The sequence below is a fragment of the Kribbella jiaozuonensis genome, assembly GCF_005233875.1.
Classification (GTDB): Bacteria; Actinomycetota; Actinomycetes; order Propionibacteriales; family Kribbellaceae; genus Kribbella; species Kribbella jiaozuonensis.
Genome location: NZ_SZPZ01000006.1, coordinates 77,318 through 100,028 on the forward strand (window position 1 = coordinate 77,318; position 22,711 = coordinate 100,028).

The 22,711-nt window shown below is 68.6% G+C and carries 24 protein-coding genes and 1 tRNA gene; 16 read left to right on the forward strand and 9 right to left on the reverse strand.

Going from position 1 to position 22,711, the window contains the following annotated elements; all coding sequences use genetic code 11:
- Positions 1 to 123 precede the first annotated feature (123 nt).
- A complete protein-coding gene (locus tag FDA38_RS35640) occupies positions 124 to 627 on the forward strand; it encodes a hypothetical protein (protein WP_137258610.1) in 504 nt (167 codons plus the stop codon).
- On the opposite strand, the gene FDA38_RS35645 is transcribed toward FDA38_RS35640, so the two are convergent.
- The 3 genes from FDA38_RS35645 to FDA38_RS35655 form a co-directional block, all read right to left on the reverse strand.
- Positions 624 to 1,994, reverse strand: a complete 1,371-nt coding sequence (locus FDA38_RS35645; protein WP_137258611.1) for a TrpB-like pyridoxal phosphate-dependent enzyme — start codon at positions 1,992 to 1,994, stop codon at positions 624 to 626. The two genes, FDA38_RS35640 and FDA38_RS35645, sit on opposite strands and share 4 nt — an antisense overlap.
- 74 nt (positions 1,995 to 2,068) lie before the next feature.
- Positions 2,069 to 3,103, reverse strand: a complete 1,035-nt coding sequence (locus tag FDA38_RS35650; protein ID WP_137258612.1) for an adenosine deaminase — start codon at positions 3,101 to 3,103, stop codon at positions 2,069 to 2,071.
- A gap of 42 nt (positions 3,104 to 3,145) precedes the next feature.
- Positions 3,146 to 4,339 carry a pyridoxal phosphate-dependent aminotransferase gene (locus FDA38_RS35655; protein ID WP_170989985.1) on the reverse strand — a complete coding sequence of 398 codons (1,194 nt, stop codon included), beginning with the start codon at positions 4,337 to 4,339 and terminating at the stop codon, positions 3,146 to 3,148.
- A 268-nt stretch (positions 4,340 to 4,607) separates the two neighbouring features.
- Here FDA38_RS35655 and FDA38_RS35660 point away from each other — a divergent pair.
- The 5 genes from FDA38_RS35660 to rplA all read left to right on the forward strand — a co-directional run bounded on the left by FDA38_RS35660 (position 4,608) and on the right by rplA (position 7,465).
- Positions 4,608 to 4,680 (forward strand) — tRNA-Trp (locus tag FDA38_RS35660).
- A gap of 55 nt (positions 4,681 to 4,735) precedes the next feature.
- Positions 4,736 to 4,978 (forward strand): preprotein translocase subunit SecE, encoded by a 243-nt coding sequence (secE, locus tag FDA38_RS35665; RefSeq protein ID WP_134107100.1) that lies wholly within the window; start codon positions 4,736 to 4,738, stop codon positions 4,976 to 4,978.
- A gap of 355 nt (positions 4,979 to 5,333) precedes the next feature.
- Entirely contained in the window at positions 5,334 to 6,221 is an 888-nt protein-coding gene (gene nusG / locus FDA38_RS35670) for a transcription termination/antitermination protein NusG (protein WP_233715181.1), read from the forward strand.
- Positions 6,222 to 6,233: 12 nt separating this feature from the next.
- Positions 6,234 to 6,665, forward strand: coding sequence for a 50S ribosomal protein L11 (rplK, locus tag FDA38_RS35675; protein ID WP_137258615.1), 432 nt, complete (start codon positions 6,234 to 6,236; stop codon positions 6,663 to 6,665).
- Between the two features lie 77 nt (positions 6,666 to 6,742).
- Positions 6,743 to 7,465: a 50S ribosomal protein L1 gene (gene rplA / locus FDA38_RS35680; protein WP_137258616.1), complete on the forward strand. Its 723-nt coding sequence runs from the start codon at positions 6,743 to 6,745 to the stop codon at positions 7,463 to 7,465.
- 11 nt (positions 7,466 to 7,476) lie between these two features.
- Here the strand turns inward: rplA and FDA38_RS35685 are convergent, their stop codons facing one another.
- The gene (locus tag FDA38_RS35685) at positions 7,477 to 8,358 is read right to left on the reverse strand and encodes a methionyl-tRNA formyltransferase (RefSeq protein WP_137258617.1); all 882 of its coding nucleotides are present in this window, start codon (positions 8,356 to 8,358) and stop codon (positions 7,477 to 7,479) included.
- Complete coding sequence (locus FDA38_RS35690; RefSeq protein ID WP_137258618.1) at positions 8,355 to 9,392, reverse strand: alpha-hydroxy acid oxidase; 1,038 nt, start codon at positions 9,390 to 9,392, stop codon at positions 8,355 to 8,357. The genes FDA38_RS35685 and FDA38_RS35690 overlap by 4 nt, the downstream gene beginning before the upstream one ends.
- A gap of 226 nt (positions 9,393 to 9,618) precedes the next feature.
- Between FDA38_RS35690 and srmL the strand changes: the two genes are divergently transcribed.
- On the forward strand, positions 9,619 to 10,740 hold the full coding sequence (gene srmL / locus FDA38_RS35695; protein WP_137258619.1) for a PheS-related mystery ligase SrmL: 1,122 nt from the start codon (positions 9,619 to 9,621) through the stop codon (positions 10,738 to 10,740).
- On the opposite strand, the gene FDA38_RS35700 is transcribed toward srmL, so the two are convergent.
- A complete protein-coding gene (locus FDA38_RS35700; protein ID WP_137258620.1) occupies positions 10,727 to 11,236 on the reverse strand; it encodes a hypothetical protein in 510 nt (169 codons plus the stop codon). The two genes, srmL and FDA38_RS35700, sit on opposite strands and share 14 nt — an antisense overlap.
- A gap of 165 nt (positions 11,237 to 11,401) precedes the next feature.
- Between FDA38_RS35700 and FDA38_RS35705 the strand changes: the two genes are divergently transcribed.
- Genes FDA38_RS35705 through FDA38_RS35715 form a run of 3 tightly spaced genes read left to right on the forward strand, consistent with a single transcriptional unit; the run spans position 11,402 to position 14,017 of the window.
- Positions 11,402 to 12,679 carry a sensor histidine kinase gene (locus tag FDA38_RS35705; RefSeq protein WP_170989986.1) on the forward strand — a complete coding sequence of 426 codons (1,278 nt, stop codon included), beginning with the start codon at positions 11,402 to 11,404 and terminating at the stop codon, positions 12,677 to 12,679.
- Positions 12,672 to 13,325 (forward strand): response regulator transcription factor, encoded by a 654-nt coding sequence (locus tag FDA38_RS35710; RefSeq protein WP_202878003.1) that lies wholly within the window; start codon positions 12,672 to 12,674, stop codon positions 13,323 to 13,325. The genes FDA38_RS35705 and FDA38_RS35710 overlap by 8 nt, the downstream gene beginning before the upstream one ends.
- Positions 13,325 to 14,017, forward strand: a complete 693-nt coding sequence (locus FDA38_RS35715) for a DUF4097 family beta strand repeat-containing protein (protein WP_137258622.1) — start codon at positions 13,325 to 13,327, stop codon at positions 14,015 to 14,017. Before FDA38_RS35710 ends, FDA38_RS35715 begins: the two co-directional genes overlap by 1 nt.
- Here FDA38_RS35715 and FDA38_RS35720 read toward each other — a convergent pair whose 3' ends face one another.
- From FDA38_RS35720 to FDA38_RS35730, 3 genes are read right to left on the reverse strand one after another with little or no spacing between them, the layout of a single operon-like run.
- Entirely contained in the window at positions 14,018 to 14,650 is a 633-nt protein-coding gene (locus FDA38_RS35720) for a bifunctional 4-hydroxy-2-oxoglutarate aldolase/2-dehydro-3-deoxy-phosphogluconate aldolase (protein ID WP_137258623.1), read from the reverse strand.
- A gap of 11 nt (positions 14,651 to 14,661) precedes the next feature.
- Positions 14,662 to 16,251, reverse strand: coding sequence for an N-acyl-D-amino-acid deacylase family protein (locus tag FDA38_RS35725; protein ID WP_137258624.1), 1,590 nt, complete (start codon positions 16,249 to 16,251; stop codon positions 14,662 to 14,664).
- A gap of 1 nt (position 16,252) precedes the next feature.
- Entirely contained in the window at positions 16,253 to 17,557 is a 1,305-nt protein-coding gene (locus FDA38_RS35730) for a type III PLP-dependent enzyme domain-containing protein (protein WP_137258625.1), read from the reverse strand.
- Positions 17,558 to 17,686: 129 nt separating this feature from the next.
- Here FDA38_RS35730 and FDA38_RS35735 point away from each other — a divergent pair, with 129 nt between their 5' ends.
- From FDA38_RS35735 to rplJ, 6 genes are all read left to right on the forward strand, one after another.
- Positions 17,687 to 18,661: a sugar kinase gene (locus tag FDA38_RS35735; RefSeq protein WP_137258626.1), complete on the forward strand. Its 975-nt coding sequence runs from the start codon at positions 17,687 to 17,689 to the stop codon at positions 18,659 to 18,661.
- The gene (locus FDA38_RS35740) at positions 18,658 to 19,392 is read left to right on the forward strand and encodes an IclR family transcriptional regulator (RefSeq protein ID WP_137258627.1); all 735 of its coding nucleotides are present in this window, start codon (positions 18,658 to 18,660) and stop codon (positions 19,390 to 19,392) included. Before FDA38_RS35735 ends, FDA38_RS35740 begins: the two co-directional genes overlap by 4 nt.
- A 13-nt stretch (positions 19,393 to 19,405) precedes the next feature.
- Positions 19,406 to 19,810 (forward strand): RidA family protein, encoded by a 405-nt coding sequence (locus FDA38_RS35745; RefSeq protein ID WP_137258628.1) that lies wholly within the window; start codon positions 19,406 to 19,408, stop codon positions 19,808 to 19,810.
- A gap of 81 nt (positions 19,811 to 19,891) precedes the next feature.
- Entirely contained in the window at positions 19,892 to 20,701 is an 810-nt protein-coding gene (locus FDA38_RS35750) for an IclR family transcriptional regulator (protein ID WP_202878004.1), read from the forward strand.
- A complete protein-coding gene (locus FDA38_RS35755; RefSeq protein ID WP_137258630.1) occupies positions 20,701 to 21,879 on the forward strand; it encodes an MFS transporter in 1,179 nt (392 codons plus the stop codon). Before FDA38_RS35750 ends, FDA38_RS35755 begins: the two co-directional genes overlap by 1 nt.
- A 208-nt stretch (positions 21,880 to 22,087) precedes the next feature.
- Positions 22,088 to 22,708, forward strand: a complete 621-nt coding sequence (gene rplJ / locus FDA38_RS35760; RefSeq protein ID WP_137258631.1) for a 50S ribosomal protein L10 — start codon at positions 22,088 to 22,090, stop codon at positions 22,706 to 22,708.
- Positions 22,709 to 22,711 lie beyond the last annotated feature (3 nt).

Sequence of the window (22,711 nt, forward strand, 5' to 3'; positions counted from 1 at the left end):
CTTCGCAGCTGCGGCCTCGCCGTCGCGCTTGCTGAGCGTGATCACGGCGGGGCATCGCGGGGCAACCCGGGGCAGATAGGGGCAGCCCCTCCATCTGGGGCAGACAGCCCTTAGGGTTGTCGGGTGGTCGAGGAAGCCGTTACTACCTTGCGTGCCGAGTTGGACCTGTTCGGGCGGGCCGAGGAAGGGTTCGCGCTGCTCGAGGTGTTTCTCGAGGTGGCTCGGCCGCGGTTGGGCCCGGTCGTGCTGGATCCGGTCGGGCTGCGGTTGCCGGAGGAGATGACCGACGACCGCGCCGTCGTACAGAAGCTGATCGACGAGATCGATCAGGAACCTCGCGGCGCGGCACGCGTGCCCGAGCGCGGGTTCGACATGGACGACGAGCAGGCGCGCTGGGACTATGTGCGACTCGCGTACAGCTCCAGTCAGGCGACGGTCTGGAGCCGGCGCCACCGTACGACGTACTTCGAGGCGTCCGGGCAGCGCAGAGCGACGTACTGGCTGCCGGACAGCCTGAAGACGGACTACTTCGCGGCGCTGAGTTCGCGCGGTTGGGCCATCCCGCCGGACTGGCTCACCGCGGTCGCCAAGCGCCCGAAGCCGTGGTGGAAACGCGGCGGACGCTAGCCAAGGGCAGGCAGACGGGTCAGGGCGTCGGCGACTGCTGACTGGATCTCGGCGTCGTCCCAGCTGCGGTCGGTCATCGTGTTGGAGAGGTAGGCGTCGTACGCCGCCAGATCCAGGTGGCCGTGGCCGCAGAGGGCGGTGAGGATGACCTTCTCCTCGCCGGATTCCTTACAGCGTTGGGCTTCCTCGATCGCGGCGGCCAGCGCGTGGGTGGGTTCAGGGGCTGGGACGATGCCTTCGGTGCGGGCGAACTGGATGCCTGCGGCGAAGCACTCGGACTGGGGTTTGGCGATGGCCTCGATCTCGCCGGACTCGTACAGGTGGCTGATCAGCGGGCTCATCCCGTGGTACCGCAGGCCGCCGGCGTGGATCGGGTCGGGGATGAAGTCGTGGCCGAGCGTGTGCATCTTCATCAGCGGTGTCATGCCGAGGGTGTCGCCGAAGTCGTACGCATACGTGCCCTGGGTGAGCGACGGGCAGGCGGCCGGCTCGACCGCGCGGACGACCGGTGACATCCGGCCGGCCCACTTCTCCCGCAGGAACGGGAACGCCAGGCCGCCGAAGTTCGACCCGCCGCCGGTGCAGCCGACGAGGAGATCGGGGGTCTCGCCAACCATTGCGAGCTGGATCAGGGCTTCCTCGCCGATGATCGTCTGGTGCAGCAGCACGTGGTTGAGGACCGAGCCGAGGGCGTAATGCACCTCGGGATCCTGGACGGCGGCTTCGACTGCCTCGCTGATCGCGATCCCGAGCGAACCGGTGGAATCGGGGTGCTCGGCAAGGATCTTCCGCCCGGCCTCGGTCAGGTCCGACGGGCTCGGGTGCACGGTCGCGCCGAAGACTTGCATCATCGTCCGCCGGTACGGCTTCTGGTCGTACGACGCCCGCACCTGCCAGACCTCGCACTCCAGGTCGTACTGCGCGCAGGCGAAGGCGAGCGCAGTACCCCACTGTCCTGCGCCGGTCTCGGTGGTGAGCTTCCGGACGCCGGATTTCGCGTTGTAGTACGCCTGTGGGACGGCGGTGTTGGGTTTGTGTGATCCGGCCGGCGAGACGCCTTCGTACTTGTAGTAGATGCGTGCCGGTGTATCGAGCGCCTTCTCCAACCGATGCGCCCGGTACAGCGGACTGGGTCGCCACAGCCGGTAGACGTCGAGCACCTCGCCCGGGATATCGACGTACTGCTCCTGCGAAACCTCTTGCATGATGAGGTCCATCGGGAACAACGGCGCCAGATCCTCCGGCCCGATCGGTTGCCCCGTCCCCGGATGCAACACCGGCGGCGGTGGCGTCGGCAGATCGTGAAGCACGTTGTACCACCGCGTGGGCATCTCATCTTCCGGCAGCAAGATCTTCGTCGGCGTCATGCCAGCAAAGTTAGGCCCGCCCCAACCCCCAGGCAACGACCTGAACCGGAACTCACCCGGCACTTATTTTGCTGTCAGGCGGGAACCGTCGCGGGGGTGCCTAGCCATTGGTCGATTTCGGTGAGGAGGGATTTTTGGACTTCGGGTGGGGCGGTGGAGGCCAGGACTGAGGAGCGGGCCAGGTCGGCCAGTTCGGGGTCGGTGAAGGCGTGGACGGTGCGGGCGGTTTCGTACTGTTCGGCCAGGCGGGAGCCGAAGAGCAACGGGTCGTCGGCGCCCAGGGCGATGCGGGCGCCGGCTTCGTAGAGGTGGCGGAGGGGGACGTCTTCGGGGCGGCGGTAGACGCCTAGGGAGACGTTGGAGGCGGGGCAGACTTCCAGGGCGATCTGGGCGTCGACCACGCGCTTCAGGAGGTCGGGGTCCTCTACGGAACGTACGCCGTGGCCGATGCGGCCGGCGCCTAGCTCGTCGAGGCAGGTGCGGACCGTGGCGGGGCCGCACAGTTCGCCGCCGTGGGGGGCGGCGAGGAGACCGGCGTGGCGGGCGATGCGGAAGGCGGGGGCGAACTCGGACGTCGTACCGCGGCGCTCGTCGTTGGACAGACCGAACCCGACCACCCCGCGGCCGACGTACTGCGATGCCAGCCGCGCCAGCGTCCGTGCGTCCAGCGGGTGACGGGTCCGGTTCGCGGCGATGATCACCTGCACGGAGATGCCCGTCGACTCCGACGCATCCCGCGCGGCATCGAGCACCAGGTCGGTGAACTCCGTGATCCCGTGGAACCGGTTCGCGTACCCGGACGGGTCGACCTGGATCTCCAGCCAGCGTGACCCGTCGGCGCGGTCGTCCTCGGCCGCCTCACGGACCAGACGGCGTACGTCGTCCTCCGTCCGCAGCACCGAGCGGGCGATGTCGTACAACCGCTGGAACCGGAACCAGCCGCGCTCGTCAGCTGCCGACAGCTCCGGCGGCCAGTCCGTCCGCAATGCGTCCGGAAGCCGGACCCCGTGCTTGTCCGCCAGCTCGACCAGCGTCAGATGCCGCATCGACCCGGAGAAGTGCAGATGCAGGTGTGTTTTCGGCAGCACCCGCAGATCCCGCTGCGTCATTACCGAAGGTTACCGAGGCCCTACCCGCACGGCGAAATCCAGTCAGCCCAGAAGCTTGGCGATCCGGCTCAGCCCCTCGACCAGGTCGTCGTCCCCGAGCGCGTACGACAGCCGCAGGTACCCCGGCGCACCGAACGCCTCACCCGGCACCACCGCCACCTCGACCTCGTCCAGGATCAGGTCAGCCAGCTCCGCCGAGGAACCAGCCGTCCGTCCGTTGATCTCCTTGCCGAGCACGCCCTTGACCGACGGATACGCGTAGAACGCACCGGTCGGCTCCGGGCACTCGACGCCGGGGATCTCGTTGAGCATCCGGACCATGGTCCGTCGACGGCGATCAAACGCCTTCTTCATCTCGTCGACCGCGCTCAGGTCGCCGGACACCGCCGCAAGAGCGGCCCGCTGGGCAACGTTGCAGACGTTCGAGGTCTGGTGCGACTGCAGGTTGGTCGCGGCCTTGATGACGTCCTTCGGGCCGATCATCCAGCCGACCCGCCAGCCCGTCATCGCATACGTCTTGGCGACGCCGTTGAGTACGACGGTCTTGTCGGCCAGCTCTGGCACCACGACCGGGATCGAGGTCGAGCGGGCATCGCCGTACGTCAGGTGCTCGTAGATCTCGTCGGTGATCACCCACAGGTCGTGCTCGAGCGCCCAGCGGCCGATCGCTTCGATCGTCTCCGGGCTGTCGACCGCGCCGGTCGGGTTCGACGGCGAGCAGAACAGCAGGGCCTTGGTCCGCGGGGTCCGGGCCGCCTCGAGCTGCTCGACCGTGACGGAGTAGTTCTGCGACTCGTCCGCGAACACCTCCACGGGCACGCCGCCCGCCAGCCGGATGGTCTCCGGGTACGTCGTCCAGTACGGCGCGGGCAGCAGCACCTCGTCACCCGGGTCGAGCAGCGTCGCGAACGCGTTGTACACCGCGTGCTTGCCGCCGTTCGTGACCAGGACCTGGGCCGCCTCGATCTCGTAGCCGGAGTCCCGCTTGGTCTTGACCGCGATCGCCTGCTTCAGCTCCGGCAGGCCGCCGGCCGGGCTGTACCGGTGGTTCTTCGGATCCCGCGCCGCTTCGACCGCCGCTTCCACGATGTAGTCCGGCGTCGGGAAGTCCGGCTCGCCCGCGCCGAACCCGATGACCGGGCGTCCGGCCGCCTTGAGTGCCTTCGCCTTGGCGTCGACCGCCAGCGTCGCCGATTCACTGATGGCGCCGATCCGCGCCGAGATCCTGGAACCCATGGCCTCCATCCTGGCACCACGGCGTCCGGCGGTGCCCGCCGATTCCACTGGACGGTCCCGGGAACACGCCAGGGGTGTGGTCCGTTGGGACCGGGTAGAGGCTGTATGGTTCTGACCGCGGTGCGGCGCCCGGCAGGGGGTCGTGCGGGCAAGGGCCTCAGTTCGACCAGGTGGCTCAGACCCCGTACACTCTTCTAGTCCGGGCGTTGGTGGCCCTGATCCGGCATGCCTGAGATCAGGTCCGACGCGGCGTCCGGATGGATTGCAGAGGGCACTAGCTCAACTGGCAGAGCATCGGTCTCCAAAACCGAAGGTTGGGGGTTCAAGTCCCTCGTGCCCTGCAAATCCTGACCGGCGCAGGGCCGGTCAGGCCGCCGCTAGCGAAAGAGGTAGGTCGTGACGGAGACGCGCACCCCGGCACCGTCCGGCGCCGGCAAGCCTGCGGAAGGCAAGCAGCGCCGTGGACTGGTGCGCTTCTACCGCGAGGTGGTCGCCGAGCTCCGCAAGGTCGTCTGGCCGACCCGCAAGCAGCTCTCCACCTACTTCGTGGTCGTGCTGACCTTCGTGGTGTTCGTCATCGCGATCGTCTCGGTCCTCGACCTCGCCTTCGGCTGGGCGATGTTCAAGATCTTCGGCTGAGGTTCGCCGAACGACCTACCGAAGGCCCCGGGCCCCGGCCCGACCGGAAGCAGACAAGACCCCGAACCAGATGACGGAGTACGACGTGTCCGAGCGCGACGACGAGGTCCTCGAGTACGAGGACGAGTTCGACGTATCCGACTCCGACGATCTCGAGCTCGACTTCGACGAGAACGCCACCGATGACGACCTGTTCGGTGACGACGATGATGATGATGACGACGACCCGTTCGCGGACCTCGACGCTGACGACGATGACGAGGACGTGGATGTGGAAGAGGACGAGTACTCCGCCGATGACGAGGCGGAGGTGCCCCCGGCGGACGCCGACACCTCCGACGACGAGCCGGTAGTCGTGGTTGCGGCCGCCGATGAGGCCGAGGACGCCGAGGTGGTGACCGAGGAGGACGTCGAGGACGCCGCCGAGGAACTGGCCGAGGAGACCGCCGAGACCGCCCCGGAGACCACTGTCGAGCAGCCTGCTGCACCCGACGAGGTGGTCTTCTCCAGCGGTGAGGACGAGGCCGACGACGACGCCGACACCGACGCGCTGGCGGCAGCCGCCGCCGCAGCGGACGACGACGAGGCCGAGGAAGCCGAAGAGGCCGAGCCGGAGGAGCCGGGCGACCCGCTCGAGGAGCTGCGCAGCCGGCTCCGCTCCCAGATCGGCGACTGGTACGTCGTGCACACGTACTCAGGGATGGAGAACCGGGTCAAGGGCAACCTGGAGAACCGGATCAACTCCCTGAACATGGAGGACTACATCTTCGAGATCATCGTGCCGACCGAAGAGGTCGCCGAGATCAAGAACGGTCAGCGCCGGATGGTCAAGCGCACCGTCCTCCCCGGCTACGTGCTGGTCCGGATGGACCTGACCGACGAGTCCTGGTCGACCGTGCGGCACACGCCGTCGGTGACCGGCTTCGTCGGGAACAGCCAGAAGCCGGTCCCGCTCAGCCTCGAAGAGGTTGAGAAGATGCTCGCTCCGGCCGTCGTGGCGGCGGCCGAGGCGGCGGCAGCCGAAGCCGGTGCCGCACCCGCCAAGACCGCGGCGAAGAAGAAGGTCGAGGTTGCCGACTTCGGTGTCGGTGACTCGGTCATGGTGGTCGACGGGCCGTTCGCGACCCTGCACGCCACAGTCACGGAGATCAATGCCGAGGCCCAGCGGATCAAGGCCCTGGTGGAGATCTTCGGCCGGGAGACCCCGGTGGAACTCAGCTTCAACCAGATCCAGAAAGTCTAAGGACCCGACAGAATGCCTCCGAAGAAGAAGATTGCCGCACTCGTCAAGGTGCAGCTCCAGGCCGGTGCTGCGACGCCGGCGCCGCCGGTCGGTACCGCGCTCGGTCCGCACGGCGTCAACATCATGGAGTTCTGCAAGGCGTACAACGCCCAGACGGAGTCCATGCGCGGAAACGTCGTACCGGTCGAGATCACGATCTACGAAGACCGGTCCTTCACGTTCATCACCAAGACGCCGCCGGCGCCGGAGATGATCAAGAAGGCCGCCGGGCTGCAGAAGGGCTCCGCCGTTCCGCAGCGCGACAAGGTCGGCAAGATCACCAAGGACCAGGTCCGCGAGATCGCGACCACCAAGATGCCGGACCTCAACGCCCGTGACATCGACGCTGCCATGAAGATCATCGAGGGTACGGCGCGCTCCATGGGCGTCACCATCGACGGCTGACCGGCACCAACTTTCAGTACGCAGTAGTGGCAGGGCGAAGCGCCGCCCGGAGACCACACCCCAGAGAGGAACAGTAAATGGCACAGCGCAGCAAGGCTTACCGCGCCGCCGCGGAGAAGATCGACTTCGATCACCTGTACACGCCGCTCGAGGCGATCCGGCTGGCCAAGGAGGCCGCCGGCAGCAAGAAGTTCAACTCGACCGTGGACGTCGCGATGCGTCTCGGGGTCGACCCTCGCAAGGCCGACCAGATGGTGCGCGGCACCGTCAACCTTCCGCACGGTACTGGCAAGACGGCACGGGTCCTCGTCTTCGCCACCGGTGAGAAGGCCGAGCAGGCGAAGGCCGCCGGCGCCGACTTCGTCGGTGACGACGACATGATCAAGAAGGTGACCGACGGCTGGCTCGACTTCGACGCCGTCGTCGCGACCCCTGACCTGATGGGCAAGGTCGGCCGGCTCGGCCGGGTTCTCGGCCCGCGTGGTCTGATGCCGAACCCGAAGACCGGCACGGTCACCCCGGACGTGGTGAAGGCCGTGAACGACATCAAGGGCGGCAAGATCGAGTTCCGGGTCGACCGGCACGCGAACCTGCACTTCATCATCGGCAAGGCGTCGTTCGACGAGGCCCAGCTGGTGGAGAACTACAGCGCCGCGCTCGACGAGATCCTCCGGCTCAAGCCGGCCAGCTCGAAGGGTCGCTACATCAAGAAGACGGTCTTCTCGACCACGATGGGTCCGGGCGTCCAGGTTGACCCCAACCTGTCCCGCAACCTGGCCGAGGAGTCGGTCGAGGCCTGAGCCTCACCTCTTCACACTGATTGCCCCCGGGTTCTCCCGGGGGCTTTCTGTTTGTCAGCCCGAGTCAGACGGAGGGCATGGTCGGCCGTCTGCACGGTCCAGCCGTCGTCGTGGCGCTCGACCACCGTGCCCGGGGCGGCATCGGTCACCACTGCGGACAGGTCGGTGCGACTGATCAGGTGCGTCGCGCCGTCCACGTCGGCTTGGGCGCTGGGAGACGTGACGTTGAGGGCCGCGCATTTGCGGCGGATGACCCGGGACGGCTCGGTCAGGTCCAGGAGCCGTTCGGCGTCGGTGAAGAAGGGCGCCTCGGAGGCCAGAGCAGGGTCCTGCGGCTCACCAGGATCCCCGGCGACGAGACGCGGTACAGCCTCGGCGAGGCATTCGCGCAGTAGCGTGCCCCACGACTGCATCAGTCCGGTGCCGTTCAGGTCCTCGGGCAGCGGTGCGATCCGCTGGGCGAGGATCGCGCCGGTGTCGAACTCGGACGCCGTCCGATGCACCGTCGCCCCGACCCGCTCGTCACCTTCGTAGATCAGTCGCTGCGGTGTCGGCCCACGTCCCGCCGGCAGCGGTGACGGGTGGCAGTTGATCGCGCCGTACTTCGGGATCTCGAGGATCTCGTCCGGGATCAGCCGGGGGAACGCGGCGGAGATGACGACATCAGGCTGGAGTGCGGCGATCACCGGGGCGGCGACGGCGCGGAGCTTGCGGGTGATCAGCACGTTCGTGTCGTCCGGCAGACCGGCGACCATCGGGTCGGCCGCGCCGTACCTGCCGGTCTCGGGCAGTGTCACCACCAGGACGAGTTCGTGCCCGTTCTGTTCGGCGAAATCGTGTACGAGCCGGAAGCCGGGCAGGAACGCGTTCAGGCCAACGATCCGCAACGTCATCTCCTGAGGGTGACAAGGTCAGGGGTCAGCGATGACGGCGTCGGTTGGCCGACCAGGCGCAGGGTGTGGTCGAGCTCGTCGCTCAGCTCGCTGATCAGCCGGGTGACACCGGCGGAGGAGTCGACGGTCAGAGCCCAGAGCGCGGGCCGGCCGACGAAGACTGCTCGGGCGCCGAGGGCCAGGGCAGCGAGGATGTGTTCGCCGCGACGGATCCCGCCGTCGACGTACAGCTCGACTCCGGTGCCGGCCACGGCTTCGGCGATCTCGGGCAGGGCCTGGGCGGTCGGGATCGAGGCGTCCAACTGACGGCCGCCGTGGTTCGAGACGATGATTCCGGCGGCGCCCGCGTCCGCACAGCGTTTCGCGTCGTCGCCGCGGAGTACGCCCTTCACCACCACGGGCAGGCCGGTTCGCTCGGCGAGCCAGCCGATCACGTCGGGGTTCAGGTCGTCGGCCTTGTCGAGGTCGTCGTCGGTCCACTCGCCCTCGGGCAGGTTGGCCAGGAACTGGCCGGGTTTCGCGAGGTCCCAGACCGTCTCGCCGTCGTCTTCCTTCCGGCCGACCACGGGTGTGTCGACGGTGAGTACGACGGCTCGTGCACCGGCTTCGACCGCGGCGTCGAGCATCCGGCGGGTGATCTCGCGGTTCCGCAGGATGTAGATCTGCAGCCACCACGGCACCCCGGTCGCCCCGAGCTCGGCGAACGTCGTACCCGCGTTGCTCGAGACCCCGAGCAGCGATTTCGCCGCGCCGACGCCGCGCGCCATCGCGAGCTCGCCGTCCGGGTCGGCCATCCGGTGCATCGTCGACGGCGAGACCAGGATCGGTGCGTCAACGGGTACGCCGAGGATCGTCGTACGGAGGTCGATCGCAGACACGTCGTTCAGCACGTGCGGGCGGAAGCGGTACGCCGACCACGCCGCGGTCGCCTCGCCGACGCTGACGCCGCCCGCGGAGCCTTGCCGGAAGTAGCGGTGCACGGCCTCGGGCAGCTTCTCGGCGGCGGCAGCTTCCAGGGTGTCGATCCATCGCATGCGGCCCATCGTCGCACTCGTACCGATCGGGCCAGATGAATATCGCGGGCACGGCTGGTGTGCGGACGGTACAGTTGACGGCATGACGCAGTACGGGCAGCGATTTCTGCGCCCCGGCCGGCACGACGGTGCCGACGGGGTGAGCTGCTGCTGCGCTCTCTCCTGAGGTGACCGCGGCCGACCGGGGTGGACCCCCCGTCGAGACCGTCATCCTGGAGAGAAACTCATGTCTGTCCTCACTGTTGAAGAACTGCACGCTGCCCTCGCGCTCCGCGACCTCACCGATCCTGCGCAGGGACCCCACGCCGTCCAGCTGATCGTCGACTCGATCCGTACGTCGCTGGGCGCTGCCTGGCCGTACACCGAGATCTGGACCCGGCGCGACCATCCCGTCGTACCGCTGGCCGACAACTACGACAACCTCGGCTACGCGACCGACGCGGTCACCCGCGAGGCCCGCTACACGCGCTACATCTCGGACACCGAGGTACTGCGAAGTCACACGTCCGCGATGATCCCGCCCGCGCTGCGTGAGCTGGCGAAGTCCGACGCATCCGATGTGCTGATGATCTGTGCGGGCATCTGCTATCGCCGCGACTCGGTCGACTGGCAGCACACCGGGACCCCGCACCAGCTCGATCTGTGGCGGATCAGCCGCAACGTCACGCTGGGGGAGCCGGAGTTGGAGGAGATGATCGCCCGCCTGGTCGACACGATCCTCCCCGGCCAGACCTACCGCACTGTGCCGGCCGTGCACCCGTACACGATCCACGGCCGTCAGATCGACGTCCTGCTGGACGATCAGTGGATCGAGATCGGTGAGTGCGGGGTCGCCGCGCCTCACGTACTGCGGATGGCCGGCCTGGACGAGAGCTGGACCGGGCTCGCGATGGGGCCTGGCCTCGACCGGCTGTTGATGCTCCGCAAGGGCATCCGCGACATCCGCCTGCTCAGGTCGACGGAGCCGCGGGTGGCGAGTCAGATGCTGGATCTCTTGCCGTACAAGCCGGTCTCGTCCATGCCGCCGGTGCGACGGGACCTGTCCGTCGTGGTCGGTGCGTCAGCGGATGTGTCGGCGGAGGTCCTTGGTGACAAGGTCCGCGCCGCGCTCGGCCCGGATGCCGATGCAGCGGAGTCGCTGGAGGTGCTGGGCGAAACGTCGTACGACGACTTGCCGACGGCTGCCCGCGAACGCCTCCAGCTGACGCCGGGTCAGCGGAATCTGCTGGTCAGGCTGGTCCTCCGCCCGGTCGACCGCACGCTGACCGACGCGGAGGCCAACTCCCTGCGGGACAAGGTGTATCGGGCTCTGCACGAGGGGCCGGTGATGGAGCTCATCGCGTCTTGAGCTCGCGGGCCGCGACCACGAACGCGCACACGGCCAGGGGCAGCTCCAGCAGCAGTGCCTCGGTCAGCGAGAGGGTGCGGTCGAAGCCGGCCGACGCAGTACTCACGTCGAACCACGCGTCGGCCGTCAGCAGCGTCCCAGCAGCCATCGCGGTCAGCGCGGCGTACCTGTTGCGTTTGTGCAGCAGGTACGCCGTGAGCCCCGCGGCGATCGCGGTGCCGCAGTCGAGCCCGATCCAAGTGAGCTTCCAATGGCCCGCCTGGTAGGTGCTCGGCAGCGTGGCCGCGAGGATCAGGCACCACGGTAGGAGTACCGCGGCGACGCCGGCGGCAACCAGCACGGCCAGACCTTGGGGGGACCGGCGTGGGCGGATCCGGCCGTCCAGCCGGCCCTCGGCGATGTAGTCCTCGAGAGCATCCGCGACTCGGTCGTCGATCGCGTCGCCGAGCCTGCCGTCCAGGGCGTCAGAAGGCTTCGTGTCCAGTGTCGTCGTCATGGCTTCGAGCATCCCGTCGGCGGTCGTCGCGCACAGTCCGGTCAGCCCACGAACCGGGGTGGGGATAACCCCCGGTCAGGCTCGTGGGCTGTCCTCATGCCGGCCGCCCGCCCCGACGACGTAAGTTGTGACGGCAAGCAGGCGCTGAGACGGGGAGGTGTTCCGGTGACGGTTGCTGCGAACCCGGTTCCCTGGGCTCCGTGGCGGCTCTGGCGTTCGCCGTACTTGTGGTTGGCAACGATCCATCTGCTCGGCGACGCGGTGGTCGTGCTCACCTCCGGCCTGCTGGTCCTGCTGACGGTCGCGGTCGCCTTGCTGGCCTGGCCGCTCGCGTACGTCGGGATCCCGTTGACGGTCGGCGCGAACCGGTTCGTGTACGTGGTGGCCGGCTGGGAGCGGGCCCGGGCGCGGATCACCCGCGGGCAGACGATCCCGCCGCTGATCCCGCCGCCGGCGGCCGGATCGCGGATCGCCGACGCGAGGCTCGCGGTGACCGACCAGGGGATGTGGCGGCAGTTCCTGTACTACGTGCTGCTGTTGCCGCTGGCAATCGTCTGGTTCGTGCTGATCGTGCTCGTCTGGTCGGTGCCGCCGGTGCTGATCGCGCTGCCGGCGTACTACAACAAGTTCGCCGCGTCGCAGGCGCAGCTCGGGCCGTTCGTGATCGACTCGGTCAAGTCCGCCACTGTGGTGGCGATCGTGGCGGCGTTGTTCCTGCTGGTGGCTTCGCCGTTGCTGATGCGGGCGGCTTCGACCCTGGACGCCGAGCTCGCCCGGGTCCTGCTCGGCCGGTCCGAGACCGGTGCGCTGTCGGAGCGCGTCACGCAGCTGGTGACGAGCCGGCAGCAGGTGGTCGACTCGGTCGAGGCCGAGCGGCGACGGATGGAGCGCGACCTGCACGACGGCGCCCAGCAGCGGCTCGTCTCGCTGGCGATGACCCTCGGGCGGGCGAAGAACCGTCTTGGAGACAAGGAGCCGGCCGTGCGGACGCTGATCGAGGAGGCGCACTCGGAGGCGATGCAGGCGATCGCCGAGATCCGCGATCTGACCCGAGGACTGCACCCGCCGGTGCTGAGCGATCGCGGTCTGGACGCGGCATTGTCCGCGGTCGCAGCTCGTTCGCCGGTGCCGGTCCGGCTGAGTGTCGACGTACAGCCCCGGCCGTCATTGACGATCGAGTCGATCGCGTACTTCGTGGTGACGGAGGCGCTCGCCAACGTGGCCAAGCATGCAGAGGCGGCACAGGCGGAGGTGCAGGTGACACGGGTCGGCGACGTACTGCGGGTCGAGGTGCGCGACGACGGACAAGGTGGCGCCGATCCGGCCGGCGGCAGCGGATTGCGCGGGCTGACGGACCGGGTGGCCGGGGTGGACGGACGACTCACGGTGGACAGCCCGCCCGGTGGCGGGACCACGCTGATCGCGGAGGTGCCCTGTGGCTGAGCTACGGGTGGTGATCGCCGAGGACTCGGTGCTGCTGCGCGAGGGCATCGTTCGGCTGCTGGAGGAGCAGGACTGCACGGTGGTCGCGGCGGTCGGGGACGGCGACGCATTGCTGAAGGCTGTCGAGGCGCATCGGCCGGACGTGTGCGTGGTCGACGTGCGGATGCCGCCGACGTTCACCGACGAAGGGCTGCGCGCGGCGTTGGTGATCCGCGAGCAGTACGCGGACGTCGGCGTACTGGTGCTCTCGCAGTACGTCGAGGAGCGGTATGCGAGCGAGCTGATCGGTGGGAACCCAGGTGGCGTCGGGTACCTGCTGAAGGACCGGGTCGCCGATGTGGATCAGTTCATCGACGGATTGCGCCGGGTTGCGGGCGGCGGTGCGGCGCTGGATCCGGAGGTGATCTCGCAGCTGCTGGTGCGTTCGCGGCGGGTCGATCCGCTGGCAGTGCTGAGCCCGCGGGAACAGGACGTTCTCCGCGCGATGGCGGAGGGCAAGTCGAACGGCGGGATCGCGCAGGCGCTGGTCGTGGGTGAGGGCGCCGTCGAGAAGCACATCAGCAACATCTTCCTGAAGCTCAACCTCACGCCGACCGACGGCGAGCATCGCCGCGTGCTGGCTGTCCTCAAGTTCCTGGACTCCTGATGACGAGCGCGCAGCGGAAGATGCTGATCATCGGACTGGTTCCGGTGCTGGTGCTCGTGATCACCGGGGCCGCCCTGACGGTGTCGATGATCCGCGGCAAGTTGCCGTACAGCTACTCGGCAGCGTTCGCGCCGGGACCCGCCGGGATACGGATCACCGCCGGGGTGCCGACCCAGGTGCTGAACAGCGTCGACGGCAAGGTGCACGTGAACGTCGACGGGAACTATGCCGTCGCCAAGCCGGATATGAAGGTCTCCACCGTCGGCGGTCAGCTGGTCCTCGAGAGCCGGTGCCCGGATACGCACTGCTCGGTGGACCTGACGGTGGAGGTGCCGGCGGCTGCGGCAGTCCAGGCGAAGGTCGAGGGATCGTCCGTCAATGTGGTGGGGGTGTCGTCGCCGCTGAACCTGGCCGTCTCCGACGGGTCGGCGGACCTGGTGCGGGTCCGGAGTTCGCGGGTGTCGGTGGATGTCGAGAGGGGGTCGGCCACGCTGAGCTTCGACAACCCGCCCGACCAGGTGTCGGCGACCACGAGCGACGGTTCGCTCACGGTGCAGGTGCCGCCCGGTGCGATGTACGCGATCGACGCGGTCGCCGCGCAAGGCTCCACCGACCTGCAGGTCCCGACCGATCCCGCTGCCAACCGCCACCTCTACCTGCGGTCCAGCTACGGCAGCATCACCGTGCAGTAGCTAGAGCGCTGCGCAGAACGTCTTCGCCTTGGTGGTGATCGACGACCAGTTGGCGGCGGCCACGTCGGCGGGGGAGACCACGTCGGTGCCGGCGCTGACGGCGAGGGCGCCGGCCGCTAGGAAGTCGTGTGCGTTGGTGGCGTTGACGCCGCCGGACGGGATCAGCGGTACGCCGGGGAACGGGCCGTTGAGGTCCTTGAAGTACTTCGGGCCGAGGTGATGCGCGGGGAAGATCTTCACCGCGGTCGAGCCGAGGGCCAGCGCGGTCATCACCTCGGACGGCGTGAAGGCGCCCAGTACGACGGGGATCCCCGCGGCGCGCGCTGCGTCGGCGATCGCGGCGGCCTCGAGGCCCTGGCCCGGCGTGACGAGGAACTGGGCGCCTGCATTGATCGCCTGAGTCGCCTGGTCGGCGGTTTGCACGGTGCCTGCGCCGACGACCGCTCCGGTCTCCGCAGCGGTGGATGCGGCGCGTTCCAGGTGCCGGGGGAGGTCGGGGGTGGTGTAGGTGAGCTCGACGACATGGATGCCGCCGGCAACCAGTGCGGCGCAGAGGTCGCGGGCGTCGGAGATCTCCGGGGCGCGGACGACGGTCAGCACCCGGTCGGCTCGAAGCAGCTCCAAGGTGTTCACAGCAGTTCCTCTCAGCTGGTGGTACGGCGAATGGCGTGGCCGGGGCGGGTGGTCGTTCGGTGCGAGTCGTCGATGACGGCGGTGCCGTTGACGAAGACGTACGGGATGCCCTCGGCCTGCTGGCGGGGCTCGGGGAACGTGGCCGCGTCGCGGATCTTGTCCGGGTCGAACAGGACCAGGTCCGCGGCGTACCCCTCGCGGACCAGCCCTCGATCGGGCAGGCGGAGCCGACGGGCGGGACGGCCGGTGAGGTGGTGGATGCAGTCGGCGAGTTCGAGGACGCCGAGCTCGCGGACGTAGTGGGCGAGGTACCGGGGGAACGTGCCCCACGAGCGCGGGTGGGGTTTGCCGCCGACCAGGATCCCGTCGGAGCCGCCGGTGTGCGACGGGTGCTGCATGATCGCGCGGACGTTCTCCTCGTGACCGACGTGCTGCAGGATCGACGTGGCGAGGTCGTCGCCGATCAGGAGGTCGAAGAAGATGTCGGCGGCGGGAGTGCCGGACCGCGCTGACAGCTCAGCGATGGTGCTGCCGACGGCATCGGACAGCAGCGGGTTGCGGACGCCGCCGATCTCGATCGTGTCCCACTCGACGACGCAGCCGTGGCAGCCGTCCGAGCCGACCTGCTCCAGCTCGTACGTGATCCGTGCGCGCGCCTCCGGATCGCGGAGCCGGCCCAGCAACGCGTCCAGCCCGCCCTCGGCGGTCCAGCTGGGCAGGATCGCGGCCAGGGTGGTTGCCCCAGGCAAGTACGGGTAGGTGTCGGTGGTGAGGTCGACCCCGCTCGCGAGCGCCTCGTCGATCATCGCGACGAGTTCGACCCCGCGGCCGGCGTTCGGCGCGAAGTTCATCACCGCATGCGTGAGGTGCAGCGCGCAGCCGGAACGGCGTGCCACGTCGACCATCTCGGCGTACGCCTCGAGGGCACCCTTGCCGTACGAGCGCTGGTGCGGGGCGTAGTACCCGCTGTACTGCGCGATGACCTCGCAGAGTGCGACGAGTTCGTCGGTGTCGGCGAACATGCCGGGCGTGTACGTCAGCCCGCTGCTCATCCCGACCGCGCCGTCGCGCAGACCGTCGGCGAGGAGCTGCTTCATCTGCGCGAGCTCATCCGCCGTTGCACGACGGTTGGAGGTGCCAACGACCATCATCCGCAGCGTGCCCTGCGGGACCAGGTACGCCGCGTTGCAGGCGATGCCCTGGTCGAGGCGATCGAGGTACCCGGCGACGGTCGACCAGCTGAAGTCGAAGTCGTCCGGCTCACCGTTCCAGCCGGCGATCTGACGCCGCACGACGGCCCGCGTCGGATCGTCGATCGGCGCGAACGAGAGCCCGTCCTGGCCGAGCACCTCCAGCGTGACACCCTGACTGACCTTCGCGGTGTGGTCGGGGTTCACCAGGATCTGCAGATCGGAATGCGAGTGCATGTCGATGAACCCGGGCGACAACACCAGCCCGTCGGCGTCGATCGTCCGGTCCGCGGCCGGCAGGTCGTTGCCAATAGCCACGATCTTCCCGGCGTCGACCGCGACGTCGGCGTGGTACCCGGGGGAGCCGGAGCCGTCGATGACGAGGGCCCCGGTGATGAGGAGATCGGTCATCTCAGAAGAACGTCCGGACCAGGTCGACGATGACGGGATCGGCGGCGTCCGGGTCGTCGATGACCGGGATCAGGCCCCACTTGTCGAACGCCGTACACGGATGGGAGAGGCCGACGCGGAGTTCGTCCCCGATCACCACGTCCTGCTCGTCGCCGAAGTGCAGGAAGCCGTGCTGGTCGTTCAGGTTGGTGACCGTCATCCCGGTGGCCGGCAGGATCGGCGAACCCTCGGACCGCGGCCGGATCAGCTGCGGCTCGGGCCAGTCCTGGTCGAACGGGAAGTCGCGCCGCCCGCCGTCGAAGATCGCCAGCCCCGGCTCGGGCTGGGACGTGATCCGCATCCAGCCATGCATCGCCGAGACGAGCTGCTCGCCATCCGTCCGCGGGTGCTCGCCGAGGGGAGAGACCCGGCGGTACAGCCCGTCGTCGTGGGTGATGTACGCGCCGGAGCGCAGTACGACGCGGGCGCCGTCGCCGGCCTCGGATGCGAGAACCTTCGCGACCTGCTCGAAGTACTGGCTCCCGCCGGCGCTGACGATGGGGACGACGTCTGCGTCGTACATACCCTTGAGTCGGTGGTGGACCGTGGCCAGGTCGCGCAGGTACGCGCGGACCTCCTCGAGGTTCGCCTCGTCGACGCCATGCCCGATCGCACCTTCGTACCCGGCCACACCCACGAGCCGAAGCGTCGACGCGTCGGCGATCGCGTGACCGACAGCAAGAGCGGTCTCGGCGTCGCGGGCTCCGGTCCGGCCGCCTATGCCGCCGACCTCGACCATCACGTCGAGCGGGCGCGCGTCGGGACCGACGTACGCCGAGCGCGCTGCCTCCATGATCTCGACCGTGCGGATCGAGTCCGCCCACACCATCACCTCGAACGACGGATCGGCCGCGAGCTCGTCCGCGATCCAGCGCAGCTGCAGCGGGGAGATCACCGCGTTCGCGATCAACACCCGCTGTACGCCGAACGCGCGGGCGACGCCGAGCTGGAAGCCGTTGGCGAGCGTGATCGCCCAGGCGCCGGAGTCCAGCTGCATCGCCCAGAGCGCGGGCGCCATCGTGGTCTTGCCGTGCGGCGCGAGCTCGACGCCGTGACGCTTGCACCAGGTGTCGAGCGTGTCCACGTTGTGCCGCAGGCCGGGCGCGGACAGCGTCATCAGCGGGGTGGGCAGCTGGGAGAGCGGTGGCCGGTCGGCGACGATCTCGGCAACGGTCCGGCCCCAGAAGGCGGGCGGGAGAGCCTTGTCCTGCCAGCTGACCTGCTGGTCAGCAAGAGCGGCGACGGCGGCGGCATCGTAAGCAGGCATCTGATCCCCTGGGGTCGAAGTTGCAGGATACGCAACGTTCATTGCGTATTCTGACTCGTCGGTTGTAGCATCGCGGCCAAAGTTGCGTCAACGCACCCCATCCCATCACCCCGTCGCCGAGGAGTGCCGATGCCCGAACCGCTCCCTGAGACGGCCGCCGTCTGCATCGGTGAGGCGATGATCATGCTCGCCGGTGGGCCGGGGCCGCTCGCGGACGTCGAGGTGTTCCGGCGGTCGGTCGGCGGAGCGGAGTGCAACGTGGCCGGCGGGCTTGCCGCGCTCGGTGTTCCGACGGCGTGGATCTCGCGGCTGGGGGACGACGGGTTCGGTCAGCACGTACTGCGGGACCTGGAGAAGCGGGGCGTCGACGTCGGGGGTGTGGAGGTCGATGCGGTCCGGCCGACAGCCCTTTATGTGAAGGAATCGGAGGACGGTCGGTCGCGGATGCACTACTACCGCACCGGCTCGGCGGCCGCTGCTATGGATCCTGAGTTTCTGGACCGGCCGGCCGTAAGCGACCGGCTCAAGCAAGCACGGCTTGTGCACACGACGGGCATCACCGCAGCGATCTCCGAGAGCAGTGCGCAGATGCTGGAGCGGTTGGCGACGGAGCCGCGGTCGTTCCTGCTGAGCGTGGACCTGAACTGGCGGCCGGTGCTGTGGCGGGACAAGGATCCGGCGCCGCTGTGGCGGTTGCTGAAGGCGGCTGACATCGTGCTGATCGGGGCGGATGAGGCAGAGGTCTTCGCCGGGACTGCCAACCCGGACGAACTCTATGAGCGCCTGGGCGCACGCACTCTGGTCCTGAAGGACGATGCGCACACTGCGATGGTGCTCGAGCCGGACGGCCGCACCGAGGTCCCAGCGCTGTCAGTAGACGTCGTGGAGACAGTGGGAGCGGGGGATGCGTTTGCGGCGGGGTTCCTCACTGGCACGTTGCAAGGGCTTCCGATGGTGCAGCGGTTGCGGTTGGGGCATTTGACGGCGGCCGCAGTGCTGACGGCACCTGAGGATCACGCGCCGCCGCCGGCGCCAGAGGTGCGCGAGCGGTTGCTGAACTGCACCGACGAGGAGTGGGCCGCCACGAAGATCGGTCCGGCATGAGTCAGAGCCTCGGTCGGGCGCTGCAGATCCTCACCAGTCTCGGCGAGGGTGAGCGGTCGCTGGATCAGCTCGCCGCCGAGCTAGGTGTTCACAAGACCACGGTCCTGCGACTGCTGCGCACCATGGAGGCCGACCGGTTCGTACGCCGGGATGCCGCGCACCGCTACCGGCTGGGGTCGCGGCTGTTCGCTCTCGCGGACGTGGCGCGCGAGCAACACGTCGTACGCGAAGTTGCTGCGCCTCATCTGCGCGCCTTGAACCAGAAGACCGGGCAGACCGTCCACCTGGCTGCGTGGGAGAACGGCGAGGTCATCTACGTCGACAAGCTCGACAGTGTGCGCTCGGTCCGCATGTACTCGCAGATCGGCGTACCTGCGGCGCTGCACTGCACAGCGGTCGGGAAGGTCCTGCTCGCCGCGCAGCCGAAGCGGCGGCGGGAGGCGTTGATCGAGTCGCTGGAGTATCACGAGTACACGCCGAACACGATCACTGACCCGGACCGGCTCCGGGACGAGCTGGACACGGTCAGCGAGCGTGGCTGGGCGCAGGACAAGGCGGAGCACGAGGCGTTCATCAACTGCATCGGTGCGCCGCTGAAGGACAGCACGGGCCGCGTTGTGGGGGCCGTGTCGCTGTCGGTTCCCGACGTACTGCTGAACTATGAGCAGGTGCTCGAACTGCTACCCGAGCTGCTCGCCACCGCCCACGCGATCAGTGCCGACTACAACTGAGAGGTCAGACCTGATGTCCGACAAGACCGTCGTCTCCACCACCGACGCGCCGCCGCCGATGCCCGTGTTCTCCCAGGGCGTCCGCAAGGGCAACATCCTGCAGGTGTCCGGCCAGGGCTCGGTCGACCCGGCCAGCGGCGAGTTCGTGTTCCACGGCGACGTGAAGGCACAGACCACCCGCGTGCTGCAGAACATCGAAGCGATCCTGACGGCCGGCGGGGGCAGTATCGACGACGTGGTGATGCTGCGCGTCTACCTCACCGAGCGCGACAACTTCGCCGCGATGAACGAGGCGTACGCCGAGTTCGTGTCGACCCGCACGCCGAGCGGCGTCCTGCCGTCCCGCACCACCGTCTTCACCGGCCTGCCGCTCCCCGACATGCTCGTCGAGATCGACGCCCTCGCCGTTCTCAGCTGACTCACCTCCGAAGCCCGGGCCGAGTGGTCCGGGCTTTGGAATGCCCGCGCCGTTTCCCGTATGGCGGGATATAGTTTCGCAATGCAGGAAACCCGGGGCTCGGTGCAGTCGATCGATCGGGCTGTGGCGATCCTGCGGTGTTTCGACGCGCGTACTCCGGAGCTCGGGATCAGTGATCTGGCCCGGGCGACCGGCCTGTCGACGAGCACCGTGCATCGGCTGTTGCTGGCGATGCAGGAGAACGGACTCGTCCGGCAGACGGCGCACCGGCGGTACGCGATCGGTCCGCTGGTCGTGCAGCTCGCGCACAGCGGTGGGATTCCGGCCGGCCTGCGGGACGCTGCGATGCCAGTGCTCCGTGCACTCCGCGATGACACAGGGGAGACCGCGGCTGTGCACGAGCTGCTGCCGTCCGGGCAGCGCGTCGTACTGGACCAGGTCGAGAGTCACCACCAGCTGCGCCGTACCTACACGGAATTCGGCCTGCCGGTCGCGTTACCGCTCGGTGCGCCGGGGAAGTCGTTGCTCGCGTTCCTGCCGTTCGAGCAGCAGCAGGAAGTCCTGAAGGGTCCGCTCGAACGGGTGCAGCCGGCGACGATCACGGACCCCGACGTACTCGCCGAGCAGTTCGCGGACATCCGCCGGCGCGGGTACGCGATGTCGCGGACCGAGCGGACGGCAGGGATCTGCAGTGTGGCGGCGCCGGTGTTCGGCTACTCCGGGCAGGTCGCGGGTTGTCTGAGTGTGTCCGGCCCCGAGATGCGGATGCCGGTGGATCGGATGGAGGAGTTCGGGATGAGGGTCGTCGCGGGTGCCTGGTCGGTGTCGGAGTTGCTGGGTGCCACCCCGGCCGCACGGGACCGCAGTACGGCGCTGGCCGGCGGCCGGTGATGTCCCAAGCCAGGAGCCTCCTCAAGATCGCCCCCGCGGTCTATCTGCCCGCACTTCTGTACGGAATCGGTCAGGGTGCGATCGCTCCGGTCGTAGCGCTCTCGGCCACCCACCTCGGCGCCTCGGTCGCTGTTGCAGGACTGGTCGTCGCGGCAGCCGGACTGGGCCAGGTGATCGGCGACATCCCAGCCGGTGCTCTGACGAACCGCATCGGTGAACGCAGAGCGATGCTGGGCGCCACCGTCCTCGTCGCACTCGCACTAGCCGCCTGTCTGGTCGTGCAGAACGTCTGGGGACTGGCCATCGCTATCGGCTGCACCGGACTGGCCGGCGCGGTCTGGGGCCTTGCCAGGCAGGCATATCTCAGCGAGGCCGTGCCGATCGAGCTCCGCGCTCGCGCACTGTCCACGCTCGGCGGCGTACAGCGCATCGGTTCCTTCATCGGCCCGTTCCTCGGCGCCGGTGCGATGAAGTTCCTCGGGACGGACGGCGCGTACTGGGTGCACCTGATCGCCGCGCTGCTGGCGTGTGGCGTCCTGCTGAGCTTGCCCGACATCGAAGGCCGCACCCGCGGGAGCCGTCCGGTCGCCGCACAGTCGACCTGGGTCGTCATCCGCGACCACTTCCCGGTACTGCGGACTCTCGGCGTCGGCGCGCTACTGGTAGGCGCCGTTCGCGCGTCCCGCCAGGTGGTGATCCCGCTGTGGGCACTGCACATCGGACTGGATGCCCAGACGACCAGCATCATCTTCGGACTGTCCGGTGCGGTGGACATGCTGCTGTTCTATCCCGCCGGCTCGGTGATGGACCGGCTCGGCCGCAAGTGGGTCGCCGTACCGTCGATGTTCGTGCTGGGGTTCGCGCACCTCTTACTACCGCTCACGCACACCGCCGTCACGCTGACTCTGGTCGCGTTGCTGATGGGGATCGGGAACGGGCTGGGCGCCGGCGTGATCATGACGCTGGGTGCGGACGCGTCACCACCGGTCGGACGAGCCCAGTTCCTCGGGGCGTTCAGGCTCTTCGCGGACACCGGGAACGGAGCCGGGCCGTTGCTGCTGGCGGGGGCGACGGCCGTGCTCGGGCTGGGGCCGGCGATCGTCATCATGGCGCTGACCGGCTGGGCCGCGGCGACCGCGATGCACCGCTGGATCCCGCCGCATCCACAACCGATTTGATAAACGGTGTGTGCAGCAGGCACACTGTCTACTGCCGAAGACCGCTGGTCGTTGCCCGCAAGGGTGACTGAAGGTCCCACTCAGGTGGGCGGCCCGCGCAGGTGACTTGGATAGTGAAGCATGCATGTTCACGCCCCTTGCGCCTGCGCAGGGGCGTTTCTCTTTGTTCAGGGGTCCTAGGCGTGGAAGCCGATAGAAGGAGACCCCCATGGCGAGGCCGGACAAGGCAGCCGCTGTCGCGGAGCTGACGGACGAGTTCCGTAGCTCCAACGGCGCCGTGCTGACCGAGTACCGCGGTCTCACCGTTGCGCAGCTCAAGCAATTGCGAGTCGCGCTCGGTGACGACGTGAACTACGCCGTGGTGAAGAACACGCTGACCAAGATCGCGGCCAAGGACGCAGGTGTCGACTCGTTCGACTCGCTGCTCGAAGGCCCCTCCGCGATCGCCTTTATCAAGGGCGACCCGGTGGTTGCGGCCAAGGGACTGCGTGACTTCGCCAAGGCGAACCCCCTGCTCGTCATCAAGGGTGGAGTGCTGGAAGGCAAGGCACTCGGCTCTGACGAGATCAGCAAGCTCGCTGACCTGGAGTCGCGTGAGGTCCTCCTCGCGAAGCTCGCAGGTGCGATGAAGGCGGCCCCGCAGCAAGCGGTGTCGCTGTTCGCTGCTCCGCTGTCGCAGGCCGCGCGCCTGTTCGCGGCGCTGCAGGACAAGCTGCCGGCCGAAGCCGCCCCTGTGCAGGACGCAGTGGCGGACGAGGCACCCGTGCAGGACACGGTCGAGGCACCTGCCGAGGCGAGCACCGAGGAGACCGCTTCAGCCGAGAGCTGAGGC